Here is a 20,296-nt window from a genome sequence, read left to right as displayed (position 1 = left end):
CTGAGCTGGTGGCGCGACTTCCCGATTTCGAGGCGATGGCGATCTTCGCGAAAGTCGTCGAGCTGCGCTCCTTCGCCGGCGCCGCGCAGGAGCTGAGCCTGTCCAAGGCGTCCGTCTCCAAGGCGGTGAGCCGGCTGGAGGAGCGGCTGGGTACGCGGCTGTTCAATCGCACCTCGCGCCGCCTGGCGCTGACCGATGCCGGGCAGCGCCTGTCGGAACGCGCCGCGCAGTTGCTCGCCGATGGCGAAGCGGCCGAGACCGAGGCGCTGGCGCAGTCGCTGACGCCGCGCGGCCTGGTGCGCTTCGCCGTGCCGATGACGTTCGGGGTCAAGAAGATCGCGCCGTTGCTGCCGGCCTTCCTGGAGCAGTATCCGGAGGTCTCGATCGACCTGCACATGAGCGATGCCACCGTCGATCTCATCGGCGAGGGTTTCGATCTCGCGCTGCGCATTGCGCGGTTGCCGGATTCATCGCTCGTGGCGCGCCGGCTCTGCGCGATGCCGCGCTACACGGTGGCGGCGCCATCCTATCTGGAGCGCCACGGACGGCCGACGCATCCGATGCATCTCGCCGAGCACAAATGCTTCGGCTACGCTTATCTGTCGACCGCCGGCGTCTGGCACTACACCAACGCGGCCGGTGAGCAGGCCAGCGTGCGGCCGGCAGGGCAGTTGCGCGTCAACAATGGCGAGGCCCTGTTGCCTGCGGTGCTCGCAGGTCTCGGCATTGCCGACCTGCCGGACTTCATCGTCGGCGACGCGATCGCGTCCGGCGAGGTTGAGGTCGTGCTCGAGGGCTGGAGCCAGCCCGAGGGGGCGATGCATCTGGTGATGCCACCCGGCGGTCCGCGCCCGGCGCGGGTTGAGGTGCTGGCGGAGTTTCTGGTTCGGGAGCTGGCAAAGGGGAAACGGAGGTAGATTCGCGCTGGACGATCACGTCTGCTTGTTGGAGCGAACCTTCCGGTTTGCCATCGATTAGGCCGGTATATTGGTACGCGTCCGGATGGACCGATCGAACGCAGGAAGGCAGCATGCGCGCGCAGCAGTTTGTTCTCATCCTCTCAACGATGCTCGCGAGTGGTCTGGGGGTTCAACCCGCCGCGTCCCAGGGCAATCAGGGGACAGCGGACCAGCAGATGGCCTGTACGCCCGACGTCTGGCGCCTGTGCAGCCAATATGTCCCCGATCGGGACAGCATCGTGTCGTGCCTTAGACAGAATACGTCGCAGCTGTCCGGCCCCTGCCGGGCCGTGTTCGACACCAGCAATCCGGCCCCGCAGCAGAGCCGCTCGGCGCGCCGGGGAGCGCCGCGTCCCGTCGCGCCGCGGCCGCCCGCCTATGAGGTCGACGACGGCGAATGAACGCCGGTGTCAGACGGCGGTGTCTCGCAGACATCGACCCATTCGGCCGCCGTCAGCTCCGCCATCCGCTCCGGCGTGATCTTCACCGCGCTGTGGGTGGACCCTGCGGCGGGCACGACGATGTCGAAGGCCTTCAGCGAAACGTCGCAATAGACTGGGAGCGGCGACTTCAGCCCGAACGGGCACACGCCGCCGACCTCGTGCCCGGTGATGTCGGCCACCTCGTCGAGGCCGAGCATCTTCGGCTTGCCGCCGAACAGCGCCTTGACCTTCTTGTTGTCCATCCGGGCATGGCCGGCGGCCACGATCAGGATGACGCGGTCGCCGACGCGCAGGGACAGCGTCTTGGCGATGCGGGCCGGCTCGACGCCATGGGCTTGCGCCGCGAGCGCCACGGTCGCGGAGCTCTGGCTGGAGACGAGGACGTCGATGTCGGGGGCTCTTTCGGCGAAGAAGGCGCGGACGGATTCAAGGCTCATGCTGGCTTACGATCTCGGGCAGTTCGGATAGCGCAGCAATACGATAATCGGGGGCAAATCCCAACGCCTGCGCCCCGTTCCTGCGTCCGGCCGAACCCGTGCCATCGCGCTTCTCTCGGCAGCCCGAGCCTTGCTCAGATGCCCAGCAGCTTGCGCGCGTTGGCCTTCAGCACCTTCGGGCGGATCTCCTCACGGATATCGAGCTTGGCGAAATCGGCGAGCCAGCGGTCGGGCGTGATGACTGGCCAGTCCGAGCCGAACAGCATCTTGTCCTGCAGGATCGAGTTGATGTAGCGCACCAGGATCGGCGGGAAGTATTTCGGCGACCAGCCCGAGAGGTCGATGTAGACGTTCGGCTTGTGGGTGGCGACCGACAGCGCCTCCTCCTGCCAGGGGAAGGAGGGGTGGGCGAGGATGATCTTGAGGTCGGGGAAATCGGCCGCGACGTCGTCCATGTACATCGGGTTGGAGTACTTCAGCCGCATTCCCATGCCGCCCGGCATGCCCGAGCCGACGCCGGTCTGGCCGGTGTGGAACAGCGCGATCGCGCCGCCGTCATTGATCACCTCGTAGAGCGGGTAGGCGAGGCGGTCGTTGGCGTAGAAGCCCTGCATGGTCGGATGGAATTTGAAGCCGCGGACGCCATACTCCTCGATCAGCCTGCGCGCCTCGCGTACGCCGAGCTTGCCCTTGTGCGGATCAATGCTGACGAACGGGATCAGCACATCGAGATGCTCGGAAGCGATCTCCAGCATCTCCTCGTTCTTGTAGCGGCGGAAGCCGGTCTCGCGCTCGGCGTCGACCGGGAAGATCACGGCGGCGATGTTCTTGGAGCGATAATAGGCGGCCGTCTCCGGGACCGTCGGCGGATGCTTGTGGGGCGACTTGAAATAGTCGGCCATCTGGGCCTGGAAATCGTCGTAGCCGTCATCCGCATGCATGCCGCAGGGCTCCTCGGCATGGGTGTGGATGTCGATGGCGACGACGTCGTCGATCTTGGGCAGAGCGAGCTTGGGCATGGGCGTTCCCGGCGTTTGGTTCTTGGCTTTGTGAAATTGATTATACGATATAACAAATTTGGCAATCGGCAATTCGGGCGACGGCTGGGGTCCTCGGTCCCCTTAAAACGGCCGGCGTTGTTGAAGTCGGCGCCACAATCGTTGACATCGCCCAAGTCGGTGGTTAGAAACCGGCCACTCCGGGCGACTGGGTCGCCAGCGGAAATCCATTCCTATTTGCCACTTCCGGCCTGTCCAACACGGCCTTTCAACGCATCAGGATGTCCCATGAAGGTCCGTAACTCGCTGAAGTCGCTGCGTGGCCGCCATCGCGCCAACCGTCTGGTCCGCCGCAAGGGCCGCGTCTACGTGATCAACAAGGTCCAGCGCCGCTTCAAGGCGCGCCAGGGCTGATCCACGAGACGGCGGACCCCGATAAAAAAAGGGCTCGCTCACAGGTCTTTGACGCGCTTGCTACTTTGCAGGGCGGCCGGCTGTGTCTACACTTGGCCATGGCCAAGCGCTTTTCCTGGACGATCCTGATCGCCGCGTCAGTCCTTTCCATGCCGCACCTTGCGTCCGCGCAGGGCGAGCGGTCCGCGCCCAAGCCGAAGCCGCCCGAGGCCCCCGCGAAGCTGCCGAAGGTCGGCGCCGACAAGACCAAGGGCCTGGATTTCCTGTTCGGTGCGCTGAAAGCCGCGCCGGATGAGGTCAGCGCCAAGCATGTCGAGGCCCGGATCTGGGCCGTGTGGCTGCAGTCGCCGAGCGATACCGTCGCCCTCCTGATGTCGCGGTCGAAAGCCGCCATGGATGCGCGGCAGAACGAGGTGGCGCTCAAGCTGCTCGATTCGGTCATCAAGCTTCGGCCCGACTATATCGAGGCCTGGAACCGCCGCGCGACCATCTATTACCTGCAGAACGACTATGGCCGGTCGCTCGCCGACATCCAGCAGGTGCTGGTCCGCGAGCACCGGCATTTCGGCGCACTCGCCGGTCTCGGCATGATCATGCAGGACCTGGGCGAGGAGAAACGGGCCCTGGATGCTTTCCGCAAGGCGCTCGAGGTCAATCCGCACCTGGACAAGGTGCCGGACCTGGTCAAGACGCTGACCGAGAAGGTCGAGGGGCGCGACATCTAGGCTCAACGGCCGGTTAACGCTATCCGGATGGCCGTCCTTGCCGGACGATCCGCGCGATCCCAATTGCCGTTGACCGGACAAAACTTGGCCAGGAGACGGCGCAATGCGGCGTGCAGTGCTGACGGCAGCGCTTGTGGGAATGACGGGTCTGGGAATGACGGCGACGGCCGCGTGGGCGGACGATCTGTTCTGGGTGGTGGGCAATCGCGCCACCGATCGCTGCGAGATCGTGACCAGCAACCCCGTCATCATCGGGGACATCTGGTTTGCGTCCGGGCCCTTCAAGTCGAAAGACGACGCCAAGCTGGCGCGATCGACGATCAACGCGTGCCCGAACAAGGACGTGACGCAGGAGGACTGATCGGCGCTCGTCTCGCCGGTCCGTCCAATCAGTGAAACGCGGTGCTGCGGCGCTCCGGCATGCCATACTGCGCGGCTGCGGCATACAGCTGCGCAATCTCGGCCTCGAGATGCTCGTTGACCAGCAGCAGCGCCTTCAGCGCGCCGCGAATATCGCCATTGCAGCTCGCGACGATCTCGTCGATCGCTGAATCGCTCGAACGAAAGCTCATCGGTAACCCCCTCCCAAAACACCAAACTAAACGCAGGGCCGGTCATCGCAGGTGACTTCGTGCAATGACCCAACCGGAAGTAATTCACGGTCATCAGCCGATTGCGAGGAAAAGTCCCGACCATGGTTATAAAATGGCCGACGACGCGGTGATGACAGGATTCCCTGGCAAAACGGTCCAGCACCGCCGCTGGATCTGCAACTCTCGCCTTTTCCGCCCGTAACTGTGTTTGTGACAGGCAGAAAACTATCAATGATTTCAATGTTCTTAGTGGGCGCATTGGCGTTGCTCGCGCTGCTCACCCGGGCTGGCGTCGCGCTCGTCGAGCGCCGCTATCCGGCCCAGGGACAGGCCATCGATGTCAATGGTGGCCGCATCAATCTTGTGGATATCGGGCCTCGCGATAGCCGGACGCCGCCTTTGTTGCTGCTGCACGGCGCCAGCTCGAACCTCGCGGCGATGCGCCGGCCGCTCGGCGACTTGCTGGCGCAGCGCCACCGGGTGCTGCTGGTCGACCGTCCCGGTCATGGCTGGAGTCCGAGAACGCGGGCTGAGGACTCCACTCCGGCTGCGCAGGCGCGGATGCTGGACGAGGCGCTCGGCCGGCTCGGCGTCGGCCCGGTGATCCTGGTGGTCCACTCCTGGAGCGGTGCGCTCGGCCTGCGCATGGCGCTCGACTTTCCGGACCGGGTGGCCGGCCTCGTGATGCTCGCGCCGGTCGCCTACCCCTGGCGCGGCGGCGTCGGGCAGTACAACGCTGCCGTCACGACTCCGGTAATCGGCCCGCTGCTCGCCCACACCATCACTCTGCCGCTCGGCCTGGCGCTGATGGGCCCCGGCGCCCGCGGCGTGTTTGCACCGCAAGAGATGCCGGACGATTTCGTCGACCAGAGTGCGACGCCGCTGCTGCTGCGGCCGCGCGAATTCCTGGCCAATGCCTTCGACCTCGTCACGCTCAAGCAGGCGGTGATCGAGCAGGCGCCGCGCTATGCCGAGATCAAGGTCCCCGTGACGATCCTGGCCGGCGACGCCGACAAGACCGTCTACACCGACATTCATGCGCGACGGCTGGCGCAGGTGCTGCCGCAGACCCGCCTGCTCGTCGTGCCCGATCTCGGCCACATGGTGCAGAACGCGGTGCCGGAGCTCGTCGCCAGCGAGGTCGACCGCATGGTCGGCGCGCTCTCCGCGGCCGCGGCCGCCGCGCCTTGAAAACGCAAAAGCCCCGGCGCGCGGCCGGGGCTTCGAAGGCGGAGCGGACGTCGCGCCGCCGCTTACTGCTTCTGCTTGCCGTCCTTGTCGAACGACGACACGTAGGCCCAGAGATTGTTGATCTCGGTTTCGTTCTTGATGCCGGCGAAGGTCATCTTGGTGCCGGGGATCTTGGCCTTCGGGTCCTTGATGTATTCCTTGAAGACCGCCTCGTTCCAAGTGATGCCCGAGTTCTTGTTGGCTTCGGAATAATTGTAGTCCGGCGCGCTGCCCGACTTGCGGCCGTCGAGGCCGTTCAGTTCCGGGCCGACCTTGTTCTTCGCACCTTCGCCGATCGCGTGGCACGGCAGGCACTTGTTGAAGGAGGTCTTGCCGGCAGCGGCGTCCTGCGCCAGCGCAGCAGATGCCAGCGACGAGGAGGCAATGACGATCAGCGCACTCAAAGTCAGTTTGTTCATGGATCGGGCTCTGTGTTTTTCGAGACGAGATTGCGGGAAGTTTGTTGCATGGCGTTTCCCTCTGCACAAGCGTCGATGCGGTCGTTGCGGACATCACGATGGCCGGGCTTTTTGCATCGCGGCACGGCGCGGCGCCGCATCGGCCTGCTATCCAAAGCGGATCGGTTGTGGTTGATATGGTGGGACAAATCGGTTCGGGAGACACGCGATGGCGATCATGATGCCGGAAGCAGATCAGGCGGTGCTGGCGCGCCGCCGCGAGATCGTTGCTGCACTGCGCAGCATCGTGCCCGGCGAGGGCGTCATCGACAGCGCGGCAGAAATGCTCCCCTACGAGTCCGACGGATTGATGGCCTACCGGCAGCCGCCGATGGTCGTGGTCTTGCCGGAGACCACCGCGCAGGTCTCCAAGGTGCTGAAATACTGCCACGAACAAGGCATCAAGGTGGTTCCGCGCGGCTCCGGCACGTCGCTGTCGGGCGGCGCGCTGCCGCTCGCCGACGGCGTGCTGCTCGGGCTCGGCAAGTTCAAGCGCATCCGCGACATCGACTTCGACAACCGCGTCGTCGTCACCGAGCCGGGGGTCACCAACCTCGCCATCAGCCAGGCGGTGGCGCATGCCGGCTTCTACTACGCGCCCGATCCGTCGTCGCAGATCGCCTGCTCGATCGGCGGCAACGTCGCGGAGAATTCCGGCGGCGTGCACTGCCTGAAATACGGCATGACCACCAACAACGTGCTCGGCTGCGAGATCGTGCTGATGACCGGCGAGGTCTTGCGCATCGGAGGCAAGTGCACCGAGAACGCCGGCTATGATCTGATGGGTCTGATCACCGGCTCCGAGGGTCTGCTCGGCGTCGTCACCGAGGTCACCGTCCGCATCCTGCAGAAGCCCGAGACGGCGCGTGCGCTGATGGTCGGCTTCGCGCAGGTCGAGGCGGCCGGCGAATGCGTCGCGCGCATCATCGGCGCCGGCATCATTCCCGGCGGCATGGAGATGATGGACAAGCCGGCGATCCACGCCGCCGAGGCCTTCGTTCATGCCGGCTACCCGCTCGACGTCGAGGCGCTCCTGATCATCGAGCTCGACGGCCCCGGCGTCGAGGTTGACGAGCTGATCGGCCGTGTCGAAACGATTGCCAACGCCTGCGGCTCGACCACCTGCCGGATCTCGACCTCCGAGGCCGAACGGAACTTGTTCTGGGCCGGCCGCAAGGCGGCGTTCCCCGCGGTGGGCCGCATCTCGCCGGACTACCTCTGCATGGACGGCACCATCCCGCGCGGCGCGCTGCCGAAGGCATTGGCGCGCATCCGCGAACTGTCGGAGAAGTACCAGCTCGGCTGCGCCAACGTCTTCCATGCCGGCGACGGCAATCTGCATCCGCTCATCCTCTACGATGCCAACAAGCCCGGCGAGATGGAGCGCGCCGAAGCCTTCGGCGCCGACATCCTGCGCTGCTGCGTCGAGCTCGGCGGCGTCCTGACCGGCGAGCACGGCGTCGGCATCGAGAAGCGCGACCTGATGCCCGAGATGTTCTCCGAGATCGACCTCAACCAGCAGCAGCGCGTGAAGTGCGCGTTCGATCATTTGGGCCTGCTCAACCCCGGCAAGGTGTTTCCCACCCTGCACCGCTGCGCGGAGCTCGGGCGGATGCACGTGCATGCGGGCAAGCTGGCGTTTCCGGACCTGCCGCGGTTCTGAGGCGTTTCCTGGCTCGGCCACCGCACGTGGCGCTCGATGTGTTGCACGCAACTTCCTCCCCATCGTCATGGCCGGGCTTGTCCCGGCCATCCACGTCGTCCGGCGCGCTGAGAACGACGTGGATGCCCGGGACAAGCCCGGGCATGACGGAGTAACTAACTGGCGGCACTGTTCGTTGCGACAGCACCGCGGCGCCCCGTGAGATCGTTCCGGTCGTGGCAGGGAGAGAGTCGTCCTCATCGCATCCCCGATCAGCAGACACACGTCCGCATCCCCGCGGCGCCTGACGCCCGGACCATGCCATCGACACCGCCCTCCAAAACCATCGAGAGGGCGCAGGGAATGCCGGGTGAAGGCCTCACCCATGGCCCGCCTGCGAAAAAAATGCAGGCGGCAGGTACCACAGGTTCAGCCGATCAACCGGCATTCCCTGCGCGATGGTCTTAACGCTTATACGTGCTCTCCCCGGGGACCGGCTTGATTGCCCCCGTCGCCCGCATGCCCGTCTCCGAGCATTGCAAGGCTTGGTCTCAGCACCGGGAGACCAGGACCACACGATTTCACGTCCGCGTCGACATCGTTCGTCGGCATGACCGAAGCCACGCTGCGACCCGACACGGCCACCGCATCCCCACCTCGCATATCGTGACGACCGCGCGTACGCCCCTCTCGGTGAGGCGGGATGGGGGGAGTCATACATGATTTCTGTAAAAAAGAAATAGGAAAATTTGGGAGCTGAGAACTGGGCGACGGTTCGAGGTTGAGATCGCTGGCGAAATTAGTTTTTCCGTGCGAGCGATCTTGCTGTGGCTGTAATTGTCCATCGAATCTGATTTGCGGATCGGGCGTCGAGCTAAGTGGTCAAGCGAAATCGGCATTTTGACCCTTCGCCCTCAACCACTATGTTTCATCGGTGGATAGGGCCCTGAAGCTTGCGCTTCGGCGAATTCGAGGATGATAAATGGTCTCCGTTTAAAAAACGGAGTGATTCGCATGAAGCAATTGCTGAAACGCTGGTGGGAAGGCAATTATGTGCCGCCCCGCAATGACCCCAACGACTCCGTATTCATCCTGCAAGGGGACTACGATAAGCATTGGACCTCAAAGGTCGCCCATGCCCTGGCCGGCTTCTGGCTGAAGTACTGGCAATGGTGCATGGGGTTTGGCTTAGCGGTCATCGGTCTAATCTTCAGGCACTGAGGATAGCATGTCCGAAAAGGTTAGCTCCCCTTTTGAAGCCATCGCTCGGGCTCTCATGCCGCCGCCGCCTGGCGAAACCGAAAAGAAAGAGGTCTACGAACAGGCAGGTCGGTCCATTATCGAGCTGTCGAATGCGGAAAACCTGCTGGCTGTCATTTTTTGCATACTGGCTGTTCCGGTGTCCATCGAGGAGGCCAAGAAGATGTTCGCCTCGCAAGGCAGCCTGGATAGGAAAGCGCAACTGGTCAACTTCATGATCCTGCACGCGAACAAACCTGAAGAGGTCGCGCTGTGGTCCGAGATATACAAGGAGTTCAACACCCATAAGGGCATGCGCAATCTCATTGCGCATCAAAGGATGATGGTGACCTTAAGCACTGAGACGCCTCTCGCAGACGTTTTGTTGATGCCGCTATTCCACAGCAGCAAGGGCAAGCCCCTTCGCGTGTTCGATATCAAGTCAACGGCAGACGAACTTGAGAAGGTGAATGCCAAGCTATGGAAGCTAGTAAAGTCGTTAGGTCGCGCTCTTTGATTTGGTCTCAGGTTAAGCGCTTGGGGTGGATTAGCTAACCCGCTCAACGGACTGCTGCACGTATCACTGTCCGACCGTTTGCGAACGCGGTATCCTTCTCGTTGTCCCCTTAGCGCGATTGGCGGCTGAACGGTTCTCAATCTTTTCTGCGGCTCCAGTGTGGTATACTTGGGGCCGGTCGGAGCCCTGTCGGCCTCCTGTCGTGGTGAATTCGGGCCGAAACACACTAAGTCTGTCGTCATCAACAAGCGAGGTGAATGATGGAGTTCGAGAATGTCTGCGACATCCGGCCGCTGACCGATAGGGAGGTCGGCGCTATGGTTGCCGTGCATCGAAGTGACCACGGCTGGACACAGGAGACCTTGGCCGAAATCGCCAGGGTCACGGTGCGGACGGTGCAACGGGTCGAAAAAGGCGATCCCAGCAGCCCCGACACCCGCCGGGCCCTCGCACGTGCGTTTGAATTCCCTGACATTGACTTCTTCAATAAGCCGCTGGCCCTGCCGAACCCAGAGAAGATGAAACAGGAGACAGAACGCCTCGACCGGGAAACCGTCGAGGTTGCGATAAAGCCGCTGATCACAGGATTGCAGGTTCGGGAGCTTGCCGAGATCTGCAATGCAGCGGCCTTCGATCGGTGTGGCACCATCGACGATGAAGCGGAAGAGCACTTTGCCGCCTTGCAGGACAACTTCAATGACTATGGCGATGTAAAGGACTGCTACTCGGCCACCCAAAAGCTCGACATGAACAGGAGCTTTCTTGAGATCATTGAAGCGTTGCAGAAGGCTGGATTTGTACTCGGCGGCGGAACGCGCCAACTGCGGTTCGTAAATGACCAATGGGCAAATAAAGAGCCTCTACGCGTTACGGCGGCCTATATCATCATCGCGCCCATCGATGGCCTGCCGTTGTCCATTCGCGTGCCGCGTGCTGGCCGGATGGGGTTTTGAGCCGTCATGAGCTATACAAGTATAACCGAACTTGCGCGTCGCAATTTGTTCGACGAATTGCGTGTGCGCAATACCACATGGGCGGGACGCCTCGGCGAATCCGACTTTCTCGACCGCATTTTCCCGCTGAAGGACTTGCCTTCGTATGATCATCGCCAAAGCAACATGATGGGCGATATTTGGATGCACCGGGAGCATTTCGTCGATTGGGCCGATGATTGGGTCTATGATGATGGCCGCCTTGACCTGATGCATTGCAAGGACGAAACGTTCCTCTCGTTTTTGTGCGAGATGCTCCATCCGGTTGTGCGTTCTGACGAGAAAGAAATCGCGGACCTTCTTGATGTATTCAATCGTCATCTAGCCGCGGACGGCTTCGAGCTCACGCCTAGCACCTACATATCGGGCAAGCCGATTTACGCTGCGCGGTTGCGGCACGCGGGAATATCGCAGGTCGCTACCGCGCGGAAAGTGGCAGAGGAACTCTCGTCGGAATACATCACCGGCCTCATTACTCGGATGGAGACAGCCATCACGCGCGACCCGGCCTTAGCAATCGGCTCGGCTAAGGAGTTCGTCGAGTCGATTTGCAAAGGGATCTTGACCGCGCGTAAGCTGCCTCCAATGGGATCAGAGACGCTGCCGCAACTCGTTAAAGCCGTGCGGGAGGCGCTTGACCTGTCGGTTTCTACCAAGACAAGCGACACCCTGAAGCAAACCTTGAGCGGCTTGGCGTCGGTCACTCAAGGACTTGCAGAGTTAAGGGGGCAACTTGGAAGTGGTCACGGTCATCACCCGGGCACCGGCAAGCCTGCACCTTATGTCGCGCGGTTGAGCGTCAACGCTGCTATCGCGCTTGGCGTCTTTCTGTACGATGCTCATCGGGAAGCACCTTGAGGAACAGCATCACTTCCTGAAGTGCTTGGGCGCGAGTGCATGCTGCACCGCGAACTCAAAGAACTGCTCTATCGTGAACCGCTTCGAGTTAGGTGAGAGTTACGGGGAGCGCCGGTTCTACGGTAACCGTGCATTTAATTGTGGTAGTTCATGGGAGCGGTTGCCCTATCGCATTGTCCGATTTTTCGGGCCATATCAAATCCTGTCACGGCTATTCCGCGTTCAATCACCCACGCGGAGCCGCTTCGCGTCTTTGCATTGACGTCGTCCCGGAGTGACCGTGAAAACGCGTCCGCTCAGCGCTCGCGGAACCTTGACGGCGCTGCACGCGCGCCGCCCATCATCTGATAGAATACGACATGGTGGCGGCGGCGCGATGTTCGTGGCTGCGGTCCGATCATTCGCACAGCGGGGTGAACCATGACAAAGCCGTTTCCGTCAAAAACCCACATCGGCAACCATGCGCTGCATCCGGAAACGCTGATGCTGAACTACGGCTACGATCCGCAGCTGTCGGAAGGCGCGGTCAAGCCGCCGGTGTTCCTGACTTCGACCTTCGTGTTCAAGAGCGCGGAGGATGGACAGGATTTCTTCGATTTCGTCTCGGGCCGCCGCGAGCCGCCCGAGGGCGGCGCGGGCCTGGTCTATTCGCGGTTCAACCACCCCAACAGCGAGATCGTCGAGGACCGGCTCGCCATCTACGAACGCACCGACAAATGCGCGCTGTTCTCGTCCGGCATGTCGGCGATCGCGACCACGATCCTCGCTTTCGTGCGTCCGGGCGACGTGATCCTGCACTCGCAGCCGCTCTATGGCGGCACCGAGACGCTGTTCAGCAAGACGCTGGCCGGCCTGTCCATCGGCGCGGTCGGCTTCGCCGACGGCGTCGACGAAGCCGCGGTCGACGCGGCGGCGCAGGATGCGATGCGCAAGGGGCGGGTCGCGATGATCTTCATCGAGACCCCGGCCAATCCCACCAACGGCCTGGTCGACATCGCGATGGTGCGCCGTGTCGCCGACACGATCGGCCGGGCGCAGGGACATACGCCGCTGGTCGCCTGCGACAACACGCTGCTCGGCCCGGTGTTTCAGCGGCCGATCGAGCACGGCGCGGACATCTCGCTCTACTCGCTGACCAAATATATCGGCGGTCATTCCGACCTGATCGCCGGCGCCGCGCTCGGCGCCACGTCCATCATGAAGGACGTGAAGGCGTTGCGCGGCGCCATCGGGACCCAGCTCGACCCGCACTCCTGCTGGATGCTGAGCCGCTCGCTCGAGACCTTGAGCATCCGGATGGAGAAAGCCGATGCCAACGCGCGCATCGTCGCGGACTATCTGCGCGACCACCCCAGGGCGGCCAAGGTTCATTACCTCGGCCATCTCGCGCAGGCCTCGGCCGCAGGCGGCGTCTTCCGGCGCCAGTGCACCGGCGCCGGCTCGACCTTCTCGTTCGACATCGAAGGCGGCCAGGCCGCCGCCTTCAAATTCCTCAACGCGCTGCAGATCTTCAAGCTGGCCGTCAGCCTGGGCGGCACGGAGTCGCTCGCGAGCCTGCCCGCCAGCATGACCCATTCCGGGGTGCCGGCTGCCGTCAGGCAGAAGATCGGCATCCTGGATTCGACGATCCGATTGTCGATCGGCATCGAGCATCCCACCGACCTGATCGCCGACATTGCCCAGGCCTTGAACGCAGCCACGCCCTCGCCGGCGTGACTGCGCTCCGCACCAGCGATGACGGAGAAGTCATGGGGTGATACCCGGTCGCTCGACAGGTCGGCGGGTTACGCTTCGCTGACCCGCCCTGCGGCCTGGCGGCAGAGTGATCGCATTCGGGAGATGCGATCGGCGGCGAAGGCCCGGGCTTCCACGTCTGTCGGAGGGCGCCGGACGGCGTGGATGGCCGGGACAAGCCCGGCCACGACGATGCGGGATCAGTTTGGCCCACCTCTGGCCGCGTCACATGCGATAGCCCTGCAACGCAGCGAGGCTCCGAAGCCGCTCAGCACGACGGCGAATCGCTCTGCTATCGCTTGGAACGTTCCATCCCGCCCGCCCTTGTGTCCGGCCCGCAGAGATTAAGTTGACGCTGCACTAAATTGCGTCGCTTTCACCTGACGGAAGGCTTGCCGGTTACGACCACTCTCGCGGATCCTCGTCTTCAATGAGCCTTTCAATGGCTGCGGCGAGGAGCGTCTCGTCCCCGTCGAAGCTCGCAATCATCGCCTGCAGAAAGGCGTCCGGATCGAGCGCTTCGAGGTCGATGGCGTGCCCGGCCTGATCTGCCAGCAGAAGAAAGAACGAGAGCTGCGTGCGGCCGTTGCCTTCCCTGAAGGCGTGGATCACGTTGAGGGTTGCGAGAAACTCTGCCGATTTTCGGGCAAATCCCGCCTGCGAAAGGTCCTGCAGGAGGTTATCGTTCTTGAGTTTCGTGAAGAGCCGCTTCGCCTCCCTCTCGATATTCTCGGGGTAGCAGAACGTGCTCTCGCCTTTTGAGATGCGGACCGTGCGAGGCTCTCCCGCCCAGTCGTAGACATCCTGAAAGAGATGGCGGTGGACCGCCTTGAAGTGCTCGAAATCGAGATCGCCGGCCGGGATTTCTTCATCGGCCCTGGCATCGCTGACCTCTGCCTCGAAGGCTTTCAGGTCCTCGGCGTCCCGGATGTCGAGCCTGTTCTTCAGGACGGTCGTGCCGGGATAGCAATACTCGTCGGCGACCGCGTCGTACATGGCGGCCTAAGCCTTGCGGTAGGCTTCGATGATCGACTTCCGGCGCTCCTCGGGAGACAGGGCCTTGCCGGCCGAAGACGAGGCCCCCTTCATCTTGGGAGAATACGCGATTCCCTCGACGGCGCTGATCTTCCGAAACCGGGCGCTGCCGATCACGAAGCCACCGGCTTTGGTCTTTTTTGCAGAGGGTTTCTTTGGGGCCATGACGGAACACTAGCACAGGTAGGGCGATGTCGCACGACGAGAAAATAGGAGATCGGCGAGCGTGACTTGGAAGCCGTAAAGGAATGCCTCAGGTGAGCGATCTCCTCCCACAAAATGAAGGCATTGCGACTTCCAGCGCCTCGCGGCGTCTCTGCTCGATCGCTTCCGCCGCGGAGTACTTGATGCTCCGCCTGCGCGGAGCATGACAGCATTGGGGGCGAGAGTTCGACCCATGCAAGAGCGCGATTCAGGTAAATGCTCGGCTAGATCAGCCCGTACTGCACCCGCTCGCGCCGGGCCAGCAGCGGCAGGGCCTGTCCCGCGATATAGGTCTTGAAATGCTCACTCTCCTGGTGGGCCTTGAAGGCGGCTTCGTCGCGGAACAGTTCGTAGAACAGGAACTGCGCCGGGTTGTCCTTGGCGCGGGAGATCAGGAATAGTTTTGCGCCGGGCTCGCGCTGCGCTTCGGGCAGGAAGCGCGACAGGATCTCGGCGACGCGGTCGGCTTCGCCGGGTTTGGCCTCCCATTGCGCCACCACCAGCAGGCTGCCGCCGCTGACGGCCTCGTTCACGGTTTTCGTTGCGATGGCGTATCCGGTCATGGGGAGTGGTCCTCTCGGTATTGGTCTGAGAGGGGATTGATAGCGCGGTTCGCGGGATCGATCCTTCGATAGCGGACGAAGGATGGATGCATCGATGAGGCGTAGGGCGATCGCGCGTGGCGGTCCACGTGTTGCGCCCGTCTGTTTCCACGTCGTCATGGCCGGGCTTGTCCCGGCCATCCACGTCGGCCGGCGCCCGGGGAACGACGTGGATGCCCGGGCCTTCGCCGCGCCGAAGCGGCTTCGGCCGCGCAGGCGGGACAAGCCCGGGCATGACGGAGTCACTCATTGGCAGGCGTTCGTGCTGCGATTGCCGCATTTCATCAGATGCGATTGCCTTGCGGGTGAAGGGGGGAGGGCTCACTACGCGCACTTCCCGTGTGGCTGCCCCTCACCCCGACCCTCTCCCCGTAAGAACGGGGGGAGGGAGGGTACTGCCGTCTGCGACATCGCTCCCCTCACAGCCGACGCGCCCTGCTGATCGCTTGGAACGTTCCATCCCGCCCGCCCTTGTGTCCGGCCCGCAAGGCTTTAGAAGGACTCCAACGCCGGTGGCTGCGCGGTGCGCTGGCTGCCTGTCATCATCAACGAGCAAGGCGAGCAGTGGTGGACGCCCTCAAGGTACGTAACGCGGCCGACGTGGAGGAGGTGGTCCGCGCGGCCATCGCGAGCGAGCAGCCGCTGGATGTGATCGGCCACGGCTCGAAGCGCCGGATCGGCCAGCTCACGGCGACCAACGCCGTGCTCGACCTGTCGGCGCTGAACGCGGTCGTCGGTTACGAGCCGAACGAGCTCATCATCACGGCGCAGGCCGGCGCGCCGCTGGCCGACCTGCTGTCGCTGATCGATTCGAAGAGCCAGCAATTCGCGTTCGAGCCGATGGACACCGGGCCGCTGCTCGGAACCACGGGGCGCGGCACGCTGGGCGGCATGATCGCGGCCGGGCTCGCGGGGCCGCGGCGCATCCGGGCCGGCGGGGTGCGCGATCATCTGCTCGGGGCGCATGCCGTCTCCGGCTTCGGCGACAGCTTCAAGACCGGCGGCAAGGTGGTCAAGAACGTCACCGGCTACGATCTCTGCAAGCTGCTGGCGGGGTCCTGGGGCACGCTGGCGGTCATGACCGAGGCGACCCTGAAGGTGATGCCGCGGCCGGAATCCGAGCGCAGCCTGGTGCTGCGCGGGCTCGATGACCTCAGGGCGAACCGGGCGATGACGGCGGCGCTGGGCTCGCCGTTCGACGTCTCCGGCGCCGCGCATGTTCCGGCCTCGGCGCTGCGGCCCGAGGTCGAGGGGCTCGGCCTGATCGGCTCGCCGCGCGAGGCGGTCACCGTGCTCAGGCTCGAGGGCATCACGGCCTCAGCCGCGCATCGCGCGGCCTCGCTGGCCAAGCAGCTCGCGACGTTCGGCGCGGTCGAGATCATCGCGGATGACGCTTCGGCCCGCGTCTGGGCCGCGGTGCGGGACGTGCTGCCGTTCGCGGCCAATGGTCCGCTCGGCGCCTGGCCGGTATGGCGGATCGTCTGCCCACCGGTGTCGGGCGGCGCTCTCGGCCAGGCGCTGACGCGTCCGACCGGCGGCGAGGTGATCTACGACTGGGGCGGCGGCTTGATCTGGGCGGCGCTGCCGCCGCAGCCCGACGCCTCCGCGGGCCTCGTCCGCAAGGAGGTCGCGGCCGCCGGCGGCCACGCGATGCTGCTGCGCGCCTGGGACGAGATGCGCCATGCCGTGGAGGTGTTCCAGCCGCAGGCGCCCGGCGTGGCCGCGCTGGAGGAGCGGGTGCGCGTGTCGTTCGATCCGAAGACCATCCTCAACCGCGGCCGCATGCGTCGGAGCGTTGCGTCATGAAGACCGAATTCTCTCTGGCGCAGCTCGCCGATCCGGATATCGCGGTCGCCGACAAGATCCTGCGCGCCTGCGTCCATTGCGGCTTCTGCACCGCGACCTGTCCGACCTATGTGCTGCTCGGCGACGAGCTCGACAGCCCGCGCGGCCGCATCTACCTGATCAAGCAGATGCTGGAGAAGGACCAGGCGCCGACCGCCGAGGTGGTCAAGCATATCGACCGCTGCCTGTCGTGCCTGGCCTGCATGACGACCTGTCCGTCCGGCGTCCACTACATGCACCTGGTCGATCAGGCGCGGGCGCGGATCGAGGAGACCTATCAGCGGCCGCTGACCGAGCGGTGGCTCCGCGCCGTGCTCGGCTATGTGCTGCCGCGGCCGCGCGAGTTTCGCATCGCCATGACGCTGGCGCGGCTGGCCCGGCCGTTCAAGGCGCTGCTCCCTTCGTCCTCGTCCGGACCGGTGCCGGGCCTGCTGCGGCGGCTGCGGGCGATGCTGGATCTCGCGCCCGCGGCGGCTCTGCCGCCGCCGGGGCCGGCGGGCGGCAGCGTGTTTCCGGCGCAGGGCGCGCGGCGCGGCCGCGTGGCGCTGCTGCAGGGCTGCGCGCAGGCGGCGCTGGCGCCGCGCATCAACCAGGCTGCGATCAACGTGCTGACGCGGCATGGCATCGAGGTCGTGCTGGTCAGGGACGAGCAATGCTGCGGTGCGCTGACCCATCACATGGGGCAGGACGCCAACGCGCTGGCGCGCGCGCGGGCCAATGTCCGTGTGTGGACCGCCGAGGACCAACGCGGCGGTCTCGATGCCATCCTGGTGACGACGTCGGGCTGCGGCACCGTCATCAAGGACTACGGCCACATGCTGCGCGAGGACCCGCAATTCGCAGCGTCTGCGGCAACCGTCTCGGCGATGGCCAAGGACATCAGCGAGTATCTCGCGGGCCTCGAACTGAACACCAGTGCGGCGCGCGACGACATCGTCGTGGCCTATCACTCCGCATGCTCGCTGCAACACGGACAGAAAATCACCAGCATTCCGAAAGAATTGCTTTCCAAGTTCGGATTCGTGGTGAAAGATATACCGGAGAGTCATTTGTGTTGCGGTTCGGCGGGGACCTACAACATTCTCCAGCCTGACATCGCGATGAAGCTGCGCGATCGCAAGGTCGCCAACATCGCGACCGTCAAGCCGGATGTGATCGCCGCAGGCAATATCGGCTGCATGATGCAGATTGCCAGCGGCACCAGCACCCCCGTCGTCCACACCGTTGAGCTTCTCGACTGGGCGACGGGTGGTCCGCGGCCAGGATTGAATTGAGAGACGGGCGCGTGCGGACTGCCGGCCCGTCCCGCCGGGTGGGTGATCGACCGGCGGCAACTGGAGGGTTTCGGATGGCGAAGGACAAGAAGGCCAAGGACAAGACGGCCAAGGACGACAAGAAGGACAAGAGCAAGGTGATGGCGCAGGCCAAGTCGGCCAAGGGCTCGGCCAAGACGTCTGCGAAGAAGGCCAAGAAAGCCGCGAAGGCCGCCAAGAAGGCTGCCAAGAAAGCCGCGAAGTCTCCCGCCAAGAAGACCGTGAAGAAGGCGGCGAAGAAGGCCCCGAAGAAAGCCGGCAAGGGCTCGGCGAAGAAGGCCACCGCCAAGAAAGCGCCGGCCAAGAAGGCTGCTGCGAAGAAGGCCGCCAAGGGGCCGGCGAAGGCTGCGGCGAAGTCGCCTGCCAAGTTGCCCGCCAAGTCATCTGCGAAGGCTCCGGCTGCGCCGAAGAAGGCTGCGAAGAAGCGGGCCCCGAAGAAGGCGCCGCTGGTCGAGGCCCCCGAAATGCACGAGATCGAGACGGCGCCGGAGACCAGCTGGGCGATGCCTGACGCGGCGTCCGAAGCCCATGAGGGCGACGAAGAGACCGGCTCGGCGAGCTGATCGTCGCGTCGAGGTTGCGGTCACCGAACGGATGACCGGCGAGGCCGTAGCGGCGACGCTGCGGCCTCTTCGTTTGTCGAAGGGGATTCTTGAAGGCCTGTTCGCGTCCCGGCCTCCGCAGATCTCCGGCCGGGCGAATCCGTCTTCGGGGCGGGCGGATGCAGGATGGGATTCGGCGGTATGATCCGGCGCAGATGGCCGGCGGAGCGTGGCTTTGCGGTCGTCCGAACGGTTTCCAACACGAATATTTGTTGTTCAAATGCAACACGCACCGACAACCTGCCGTAGAATTACTTAATCGCCCAAAAAGGCGGCACATGCCACGCTTTTTTGCTTCACCTGTGGCGAGACCCTGTCACAAATTGCGTCGGGATGACGCAGCTAGTCTTGTGCACGCCCTGAGGGGCCTCAATGCAAGGCAGGCTCTATTTGAAATAGGCAATGGGGAACGTCATGAAAAAGTGGGCTTTGTTGGCAACGGCGCTGGCAATGGTTTCGGGATCGGCTTCAGCGGCGGACATGGCGGTCAAGGCCTTGAAGGCGCCCCCGGCTCCGGCGTTCGACCCCTGGGACATCGCGTTCGGCGCCGCGATCATGAACGACTACGTCTTCCGCGGCATCACTCAGTCGAACCACAAGGCGTCGGTCGCCGCCTATTTCGAGCCGCGCTTCAACGTCAACAAGGACCTGCAGTTCTACATCGGCGTCGCCGGCGAGAGCATCTCGTTCCCGAATCGCGCCGCAGCCGAGATCGACATCTACGGCGGTATCCGCCCGACCTTCGGCGCCTTCGCCTTCGACATCGGCGTCTGGGGCTACCTGTATCCGGGCGGCACCTGCTACTACGGCGCTGCCGTCGATACGGCCGGCCGCCCGCTCAGCGCCGAGTGTGCCACCAACGCTCTGCTGAACGGCAACGTGATCAAGAAGGACCTGTCGTTCTTCGAAGTCTACGGCAAGATGAACTATACGGTGAACGACAACTGGACGTTCGGCGTCACCGAGTTCTATACCCCGAGCTACCTGAACTCCGGCGCCTGGGGCAACTACACCTCGGTCACCGGCAAGTGGACCGCGCCGAGCACCACCTTCGGATCCAGCGGCGTCGGCATGTACGTGTCGGGTGAGTTCGGCCGTCAGTGGCTGGGCACGTCAGACTCGTTCTACGGCACCGGCTTTGCCAGCCCGACCGGCGGCGGACCGTTCCCGAACGGCATCAAGTACGCCGACTACAACACCTGGAACATCGGTGTCGGTTTCACCTACAAGGTCATGACGCTGGACCTGCGCTACTCCGACACCAACCTGTCGAAGGCCAACTGCAATGCCTTCACCAGCGACTACACGGCAACCGCCAACAACAGCTTCTCGCCGATCAACCCGACCGGCGTCGGCTCGAAGTGGTGCGGTGCGACCGGCATCGCCAAGCTTTCCTTCGACCTGACCGCGATGACCAACCTGAAGTAATCATCGCCGGGGCGGATCGACATTTCCG

At 63.9% G+C, this 20,296-nt stretch carries 23 protein-coding genes; 16 read left to right on the top strand and 7 right to left on the bottom strand.

Annotated elements, in window-relative coordinates:
- Positions 1 to 8 precede the first annotated feature (8 nt).
- Positions 9 to 917, top strand: a complete 909-nt coding sequence (locus ACQR1B_RS19010; protein WP_434836044.1) for a LysR family transcriptional regulator — start codon at positions 9 to 11, stop codon at positions 915 to 917.
- Positions 918 to 1,030: 113 nt separating this feature from the next.
- Positions 1,031 to 1,360: a hypothetical protein gene (locus ACQR1B_RS19005; protein ID WP_434836045.1), complete on the top strand. Its 330-nt coding sequence runs from the start codon at positions 1,031 to 1,033 to the stop codon at positions 1,358 to 1,360.
- On the opposite strand, the gene ACQR1B_RS19000 is transcribed toward ACQR1B_RS19005, so the two are convergent.
- Positions 1,336 to 1,839 (bottom strand): YbaK/EbsC family protein, encoded by a 504-nt coding sequence (locus tag ACQR1B_RS19000; protein WP_434836046.1) that lies wholly within the window; start codon positions 1,837 to 1,839, stop codon positions 1,336 to 1,338. The two genes, ACQR1B_RS19005 and ACQR1B_RS19000, sit on opposite strands and share 25 nt — an antisense overlap.
- A gap of 134 nt (positions 1,840 to 1,973) precedes the next feature.
- Positions 1,974 to 2,858: an amidohydrolase family protein gene (locus ACQR1B_RS18995; protein ID WP_434836047.1), complete on the bottom strand. Its 885-nt coding sequence runs from the start codon at positions 2,856 to 2,858 to the stop codon at positions 1,974 to 1,976.
- Positions 2,859 to 3,125: 267 nt separating this feature from the next.
- On the opposite strand from ACQR1B_RS18995, the gene ykgO reads away from it, so the two are divergent.
- The 3 genes from ykgO to ACQR1B_RS18980 all read left to right on the top strand — a co-directional run bounded on the left by ykgO (position 3,126) and on the right by ACQR1B_RS18980 (position 4,337).
- Entirely contained in the window at positions 3,126 to 3,251 is a 126-nt protein-coding gene (gene ykgO, locus ACQR1B_RS18990; protein ID WP_006611362.1) for a type B 50S ribosomal protein L36, read from the top strand.
- Positions 3,252 to 3,349: 98 nt separating this feature from the next.
- Positions 3,350 to 3,976, top strand: a complete 627-nt coding sequence (locus tag ACQR1B_RS18985) for a tetratricopeptide repeat protein (protein ID WP_434836048.1) — start codon at positions 3,350 to 3,352, stop codon at positions 3,974 to 3,976.
- A gap of 103 nt (positions 3,977 to 4,079) precedes the next feature.
- The gene (locus ACQR1B_RS18980) at positions 4,080 to 4,337 is read left to right on the top strand and encodes a hypothetical protein (protein ID WP_434836049.1); all 258 of its coding nucleotides are present in this window, start codon (positions 4,080 to 4,082) and stop codon (positions 4,335 to 4,337) included.
- A gap of 28 nt (positions 4,338 to 4,365) precedes the next feature.
- Here ACQR1B_RS18980 and ACQR1B_RS18975 read toward each other — a convergent pair whose 3' ends face one another.
- Entirely contained in the window at positions 4,366 to 4,548 is a 183-nt protein-coding gene (locus tag ACQR1B_RS18975; RefSeq protein WP_434836050.1) for a hypothetical protein, read from the bottom strand.
- 252 nt (positions 4,549 to 4,800) lie between these two features.
- Between ACQR1B_RS18975 and ACQR1B_RS18970 the strand changes: the two genes are divergently transcribed.
- On the top strand, positions 4,801 to 5,760 hold the full coding sequence (locus ACQR1B_RS18970; RefSeq protein WP_434836051.1) for an alpha/beta fold hydrolase: 960 nt from the start codon (positions 4,801 to 4,803) through the stop codon (positions 5,758 to 5,760).
- A 62-nt stretch (positions 5,761 to 5,822) separates the two neighbouring features.
- On the opposite strand, the gene cycA is transcribed toward ACQR1B_RS18970, so the two are convergent.
- Entirely contained in the window at positions 5,823 to 6,218 is a 396-nt protein-coding gene (cycA, locus tag ACQR1B_RS18965; RefSeq protein WP_434836052.1) for a cytochrome c-550 CycA, read from the bottom strand.
- Between the two features lie 208 nt (positions 6,219 to 6,426).
- Here cycA and ACQR1B_RS18960 point away from each other — a divergent pair, with 208 nt between their 5' ends.
- From ACQR1B_RS18960 to ACQR1B_RS18935, 6 genes are all read left to right on the top strand, one after another.
- Positions 6,427 to 7,920, top strand: a complete 1,494-nt coding sequence (locus ACQR1B_RS18960; protein ID WP_434836053.1) for an FAD-linked oxidase C-terminal domain-containing protein — start codon at positions 6,427 to 6,429, stop codon at positions 7,918 to 7,920.
- A 993-nt stretch (positions 7,921 to 8,913) separates the two neighbouring features.
- The gene (locus ACQR1B_RS18955; protein WP_434836054.1) at positions 8,914 to 9,120 is read left to right on the top strand and encodes a hypothetical protein; all 207 of its coding nucleotides are present in this window, start codon (positions 8,914 to 8,916) and stop codon (positions 9,118 to 9,120) included.
- A 7-nt stretch (positions 9,121 to 9,127) separates the two neighbouring features.
- Positions 9,128 to 9,655, top strand: coding sequence for a hypothetical protein (locus tag ACQR1B_RS18950; RefSeq protein WP_434836055.1), 528 nt, complete (start codon positions 9,128 to 9,130; stop codon positions 9,653 to 9,655).
- Positions 9,656 to 9,912: 257 nt separating this feature from the next.
- Positions 9,913 to 10,608: a helix-turn-helix transcriptional regulator gene (locus ACQR1B_RS18945; protein ID WP_434836056.1), complete on the top strand. Its 696-nt coding sequence runs from the start codon at positions 9,913 to 9,915 to the stop codon at positions 10,606 to 10,608.
- 6 nt (positions 10,609 to 10,614) lie between these two features.
- A complete protein-coding gene (locus tag ACQR1B_RS18940) occupies positions 10,615 to 11,505 on the top strand; it encodes an abortive infection family protein (protein ID WP_434836057.1) in 891 nt (296 codons plus the stop codon).
- Positions 11,506 to 11,925: 420 nt separating this feature from the next.
- Entirely contained in the window at positions 11,926 to 13,221 is a 1,296-nt protein-coding gene (locus ACQR1B_RS18935; RefSeq protein ID WP_434836058.1) for a cystathionine gamma-synthase family protein, read from the top strand.
- A 417-nt stretch (positions 13,222 to 13,638) separates the two neighbouring features.
- Here the strand turns inward: ACQR1B_RS18935 and ACQR1B_RS18930 are convergent, their stop codons facing one another.
- The 3 genes from ACQR1B_RS18930 to ACQR1B_RS18920 form a co-directional block, all read right to left on the bottom strand.
- Entirely contained in the window at positions 13,639 to 14,235 is a 597-nt protein-coding gene (locus ACQR1B_RS18930) for a Fic/DOC family protein (protein WP_434836059.1), read from the bottom strand.
- Between the two features lie 6 nt (positions 14,236 to 14,241).
- The gene (locus ACQR1B_RS18925; protein ID WP_434836060.1) at positions 14,242 to 14,439 is read right to left on the bottom strand and encodes a hypothetical protein; all 198 of its coding nucleotides are present in this window, start codon (positions 14,437 to 14,439) and stop codon (positions 14,242 to 14,244) included.
- A gap of 263 nt (positions 14,440 to 14,702) precedes the next feature.
- Positions 14,703 to 15,041 carry a putative quinol monooxygenase gene (locus ACQR1B_RS18920; protein WP_434836061.1) on the bottom strand — a complete coding sequence of 113 codons (339 nt, stop codon included), beginning with the start codon at positions 15,039 to 15,041 and terminating at the stop codon, positions 14,703 to 14,705.
- Positions 15,042 to 15,647: 606 nt separating this feature from the next.
- On the opposite strand from ACQR1B_RS18920, the gene ACQR1B_RS18915 reads away from it, so the two are divergent.
- The 4 genes from ACQR1B_RS18915 (at position 15,648) to ACQR1B_RS18900 (ending at position 20,268) form a co-directional block, all read left to right on the top strand.
- Positions 15,648 to 16,886 carry an FAD-binding protein gene (locus tag ACQR1B_RS18915; protein WP_434836062.1) on the top strand — a complete coding sequence of 413 codons (1,239 nt, stop codon included), beginning with the start codon at positions 15,648 to 15,650 and terminating at the stop codon, positions 16,884 to 16,886.
- Complete coding sequence (gene glcF, locus ACQR1B_RS18910) at positions 16,883 to 18,199, top strand: glycolate oxidase subunit GlcF (RefSeq protein WP_434836063.1); 1,317 nt, start codon at positions 16,883 to 16,885, stop codon at positions 18,197 to 18,199. The genes ACQR1B_RS18915 and glcF overlap by 4 nt, the downstream gene beginning before the upstream one ends.
- A 74-nt stretch (positions 18,200 to 18,273) precedes the next feature.
- On the top strand, positions 18,274 to 18,801 hold the full coding sequence (locus tag ACQR1B_RS18905; RefSeq protein WP_434836064.1) for a hypothetical protein: 528 nt from the start codon (positions 18,274 to 18,276) through the stop codon (positions 18,799 to 18,801).
- A gap of 453 nt (positions 18,802 to 19,254) precedes the next feature.
- Positions 19,255 to 20,268, top strand: coding sequence for a TorF family putative porin (locus ACQR1B_RS18900; protein WP_434836065.1), 1,014 nt, complete (start codon positions 19,255 to 19,257; stop codon positions 20,266 to 20,268).
- Positions 20,269 to 20,296: the final 28 nt, after the last annotated feature.

Origin of the sequence: Bradyrhizobium oligotrophicum, from assembly GCF_051168495.1 — a bacterium.
Lineage (GTDB): Bacteria > Pseudomonadota > Alphaproteobacteria > Rhizobiales > Xanthobacteraceae > Bradyrhizobium > Bradyrhizobium oligotrophicum_A.
The sequence above is the reverse complement of the archived record's forward strand: the minus strand, read 5'-3'. Positions and strand labels throughout refer to the sequence as shown.

What these genes read in the sequence shown, in the direction of transcription:
- ACQR1B_RS19005 (WP_434836045.1), top strand. Translation starts at nt 1,031, where the DNA reads ATGCGCGCGCAGCAGTTTGTTCTCATCCTCTCAACGATGCTCGCGAGT.
- ACQR1B_RS19000 (WP_434836046.1), bottom strand. Translation starts at nt 1,839, where the DNA reads ATGAGCCTTGAATCCGTCCGCGCCTTCTTCGCCGAAAGAGCCCCCGAC.
- ACQR1B_RS18995 (WP_434836047.1), bottom strand. Translation starts at nt 2,858, where the DNA reads ATGCCCAAGCTCGCTCTGCCCAAGATCGACGACGTCGTCGCCATCGAC.
- ykgO (WP_006611362.1), top strand. Translation starts at nt 3,126, where the DNA reads ATGAAGGTCCGTAACTCGCTGAAGTCGCTGCGTGGCCGCCATCGCGCC.
- ACQR1B_RS18985 (WP_434836048.1), top strand. Translation starts at nt 3,350, where the DNA reads ATGGCCAAGCGCTTTTCCTGGACGATCCTGATCGCCGCGTCAGTCCTT.
- ACQR1B_RS18980 (WP_434836049.1), top strand. Translation starts at nt 4,080, where the DNA reads ATGCGGCGTGCAGTGCTGACGGCAGCGCTTGTGGGAATGACGGGTCTG.
- ACQR1B_RS18975 (WP_434836050.1), bottom strand. Translation starts at nt 4,548, where the DNA reads ATGAGCTTTCGTTCGAGCGATTCAGCGATCGACGAGATCGTCGCGAGC.
- ACQR1B_RS18970 (WP_434836051.1), top strand. Translation starts at nt 4,801, where the DNA reads ATGATTTCAATGTTCTTAGTGGGCGCATTGGCGTTGCTCGCGCTGCTC.
- cycA (WP_434836052.1), bottom strand. Translation starts at nt 6,218, where the DNA reads ATGAACAAACTGACTTTGAGTGCGCTGATCGTCATTGCCTCCTCGTCG.
- ACQR1B_RS18960 (WP_434836053.1), top strand. Translation starts at nt 6,427, where the DNA reads ATGGCGATCATGATGCCGGAAGCAGATCAGGCGGTGCTGGCGCGCCGC.
- ACQR1B_RS18955 (WP_434836054.1), top strand. Translation starts at nt 8,914, where the DNA reads ATGAAGCAATTGCTGAAACGCTGGTGGGAAGGCAATTATGTGCCGCCC.
- ACQR1B_RS18950 (WP_434836055.1), top strand. Translation starts at nt 9,128, where the DNA reads ATGTCCGAAAAGGTTAGCTCCCCTTTTGAAGCCATCGCTCGGGCTCTC.
- ACQR1B_RS18945 (WP_434836056.1), top strand. Translation starts at nt 9,913, where the DNA reads ATGATGGAGTTCGAGAATGTCTGCGACATCCGGCCGCTGACCGATAGG.
- ACQR1B_RS18940 (WP_434836057.1), top strand. Translation starts at nt 10,615, where the DNA reads ATGAGCTATACAAGTATAACCGAACTTGCGCGTCGCAATTTGTTCGAC.
- ACQR1B_RS18935 (WP_434836058.1), top strand. Translation starts at nt 11,926, where the DNA reads ATGACAAAGCCGTTTCCGTCAAAAACCCACATCGGCAACCATGCGCTG.
- ACQR1B_RS18930 (WP_434836059.1), bottom strand. Translation starts at nt 14,235, where the DNA reads ATGTACGACGCGGTCGCCGACGAGTATTGCTATCCCGGCACGACCGTC.
- ACQR1B_RS18925 (WP_434836060.1), bottom strand. Translation starts at nt 14,439, where the DNA reads ATGGCCCCAAAGAAACCCTCTGCAAAAAAGACCAAAGCCGGTGGCTTC.
- ACQR1B_RS18920 (WP_434836061.1), bottom strand. Translation starts at nt 15,041, where the DNA reads ATGACCGGATACGCCATCGCAACGAAAACCGTGAACGAGGCCGTCAGC.
- glcF (WP_434836063.1), top strand. Translation starts at nt 16,883, where the DNA reads ATGAAGACCGAATTCTCTCTGGCGCAGCTCGCCGATCCGGATATCGCG.
- ACQR1B_RS18905 (WP_434836064.1), top strand. Translation starts at nt 18,274, where the DNA reads ATGGCGAAGGACAAGAAGGCCAAGGACAAGACGGCCAAGGACGACAAG.
- ACQR1B_RS18900 (WP_434836065.1), top strand. Translation starts at nt 19,255, where the DNA reads ATGAAAAAGTGGGCTTTGTTGGCAACGGCGCTGGCAATGGTTTCGGGA.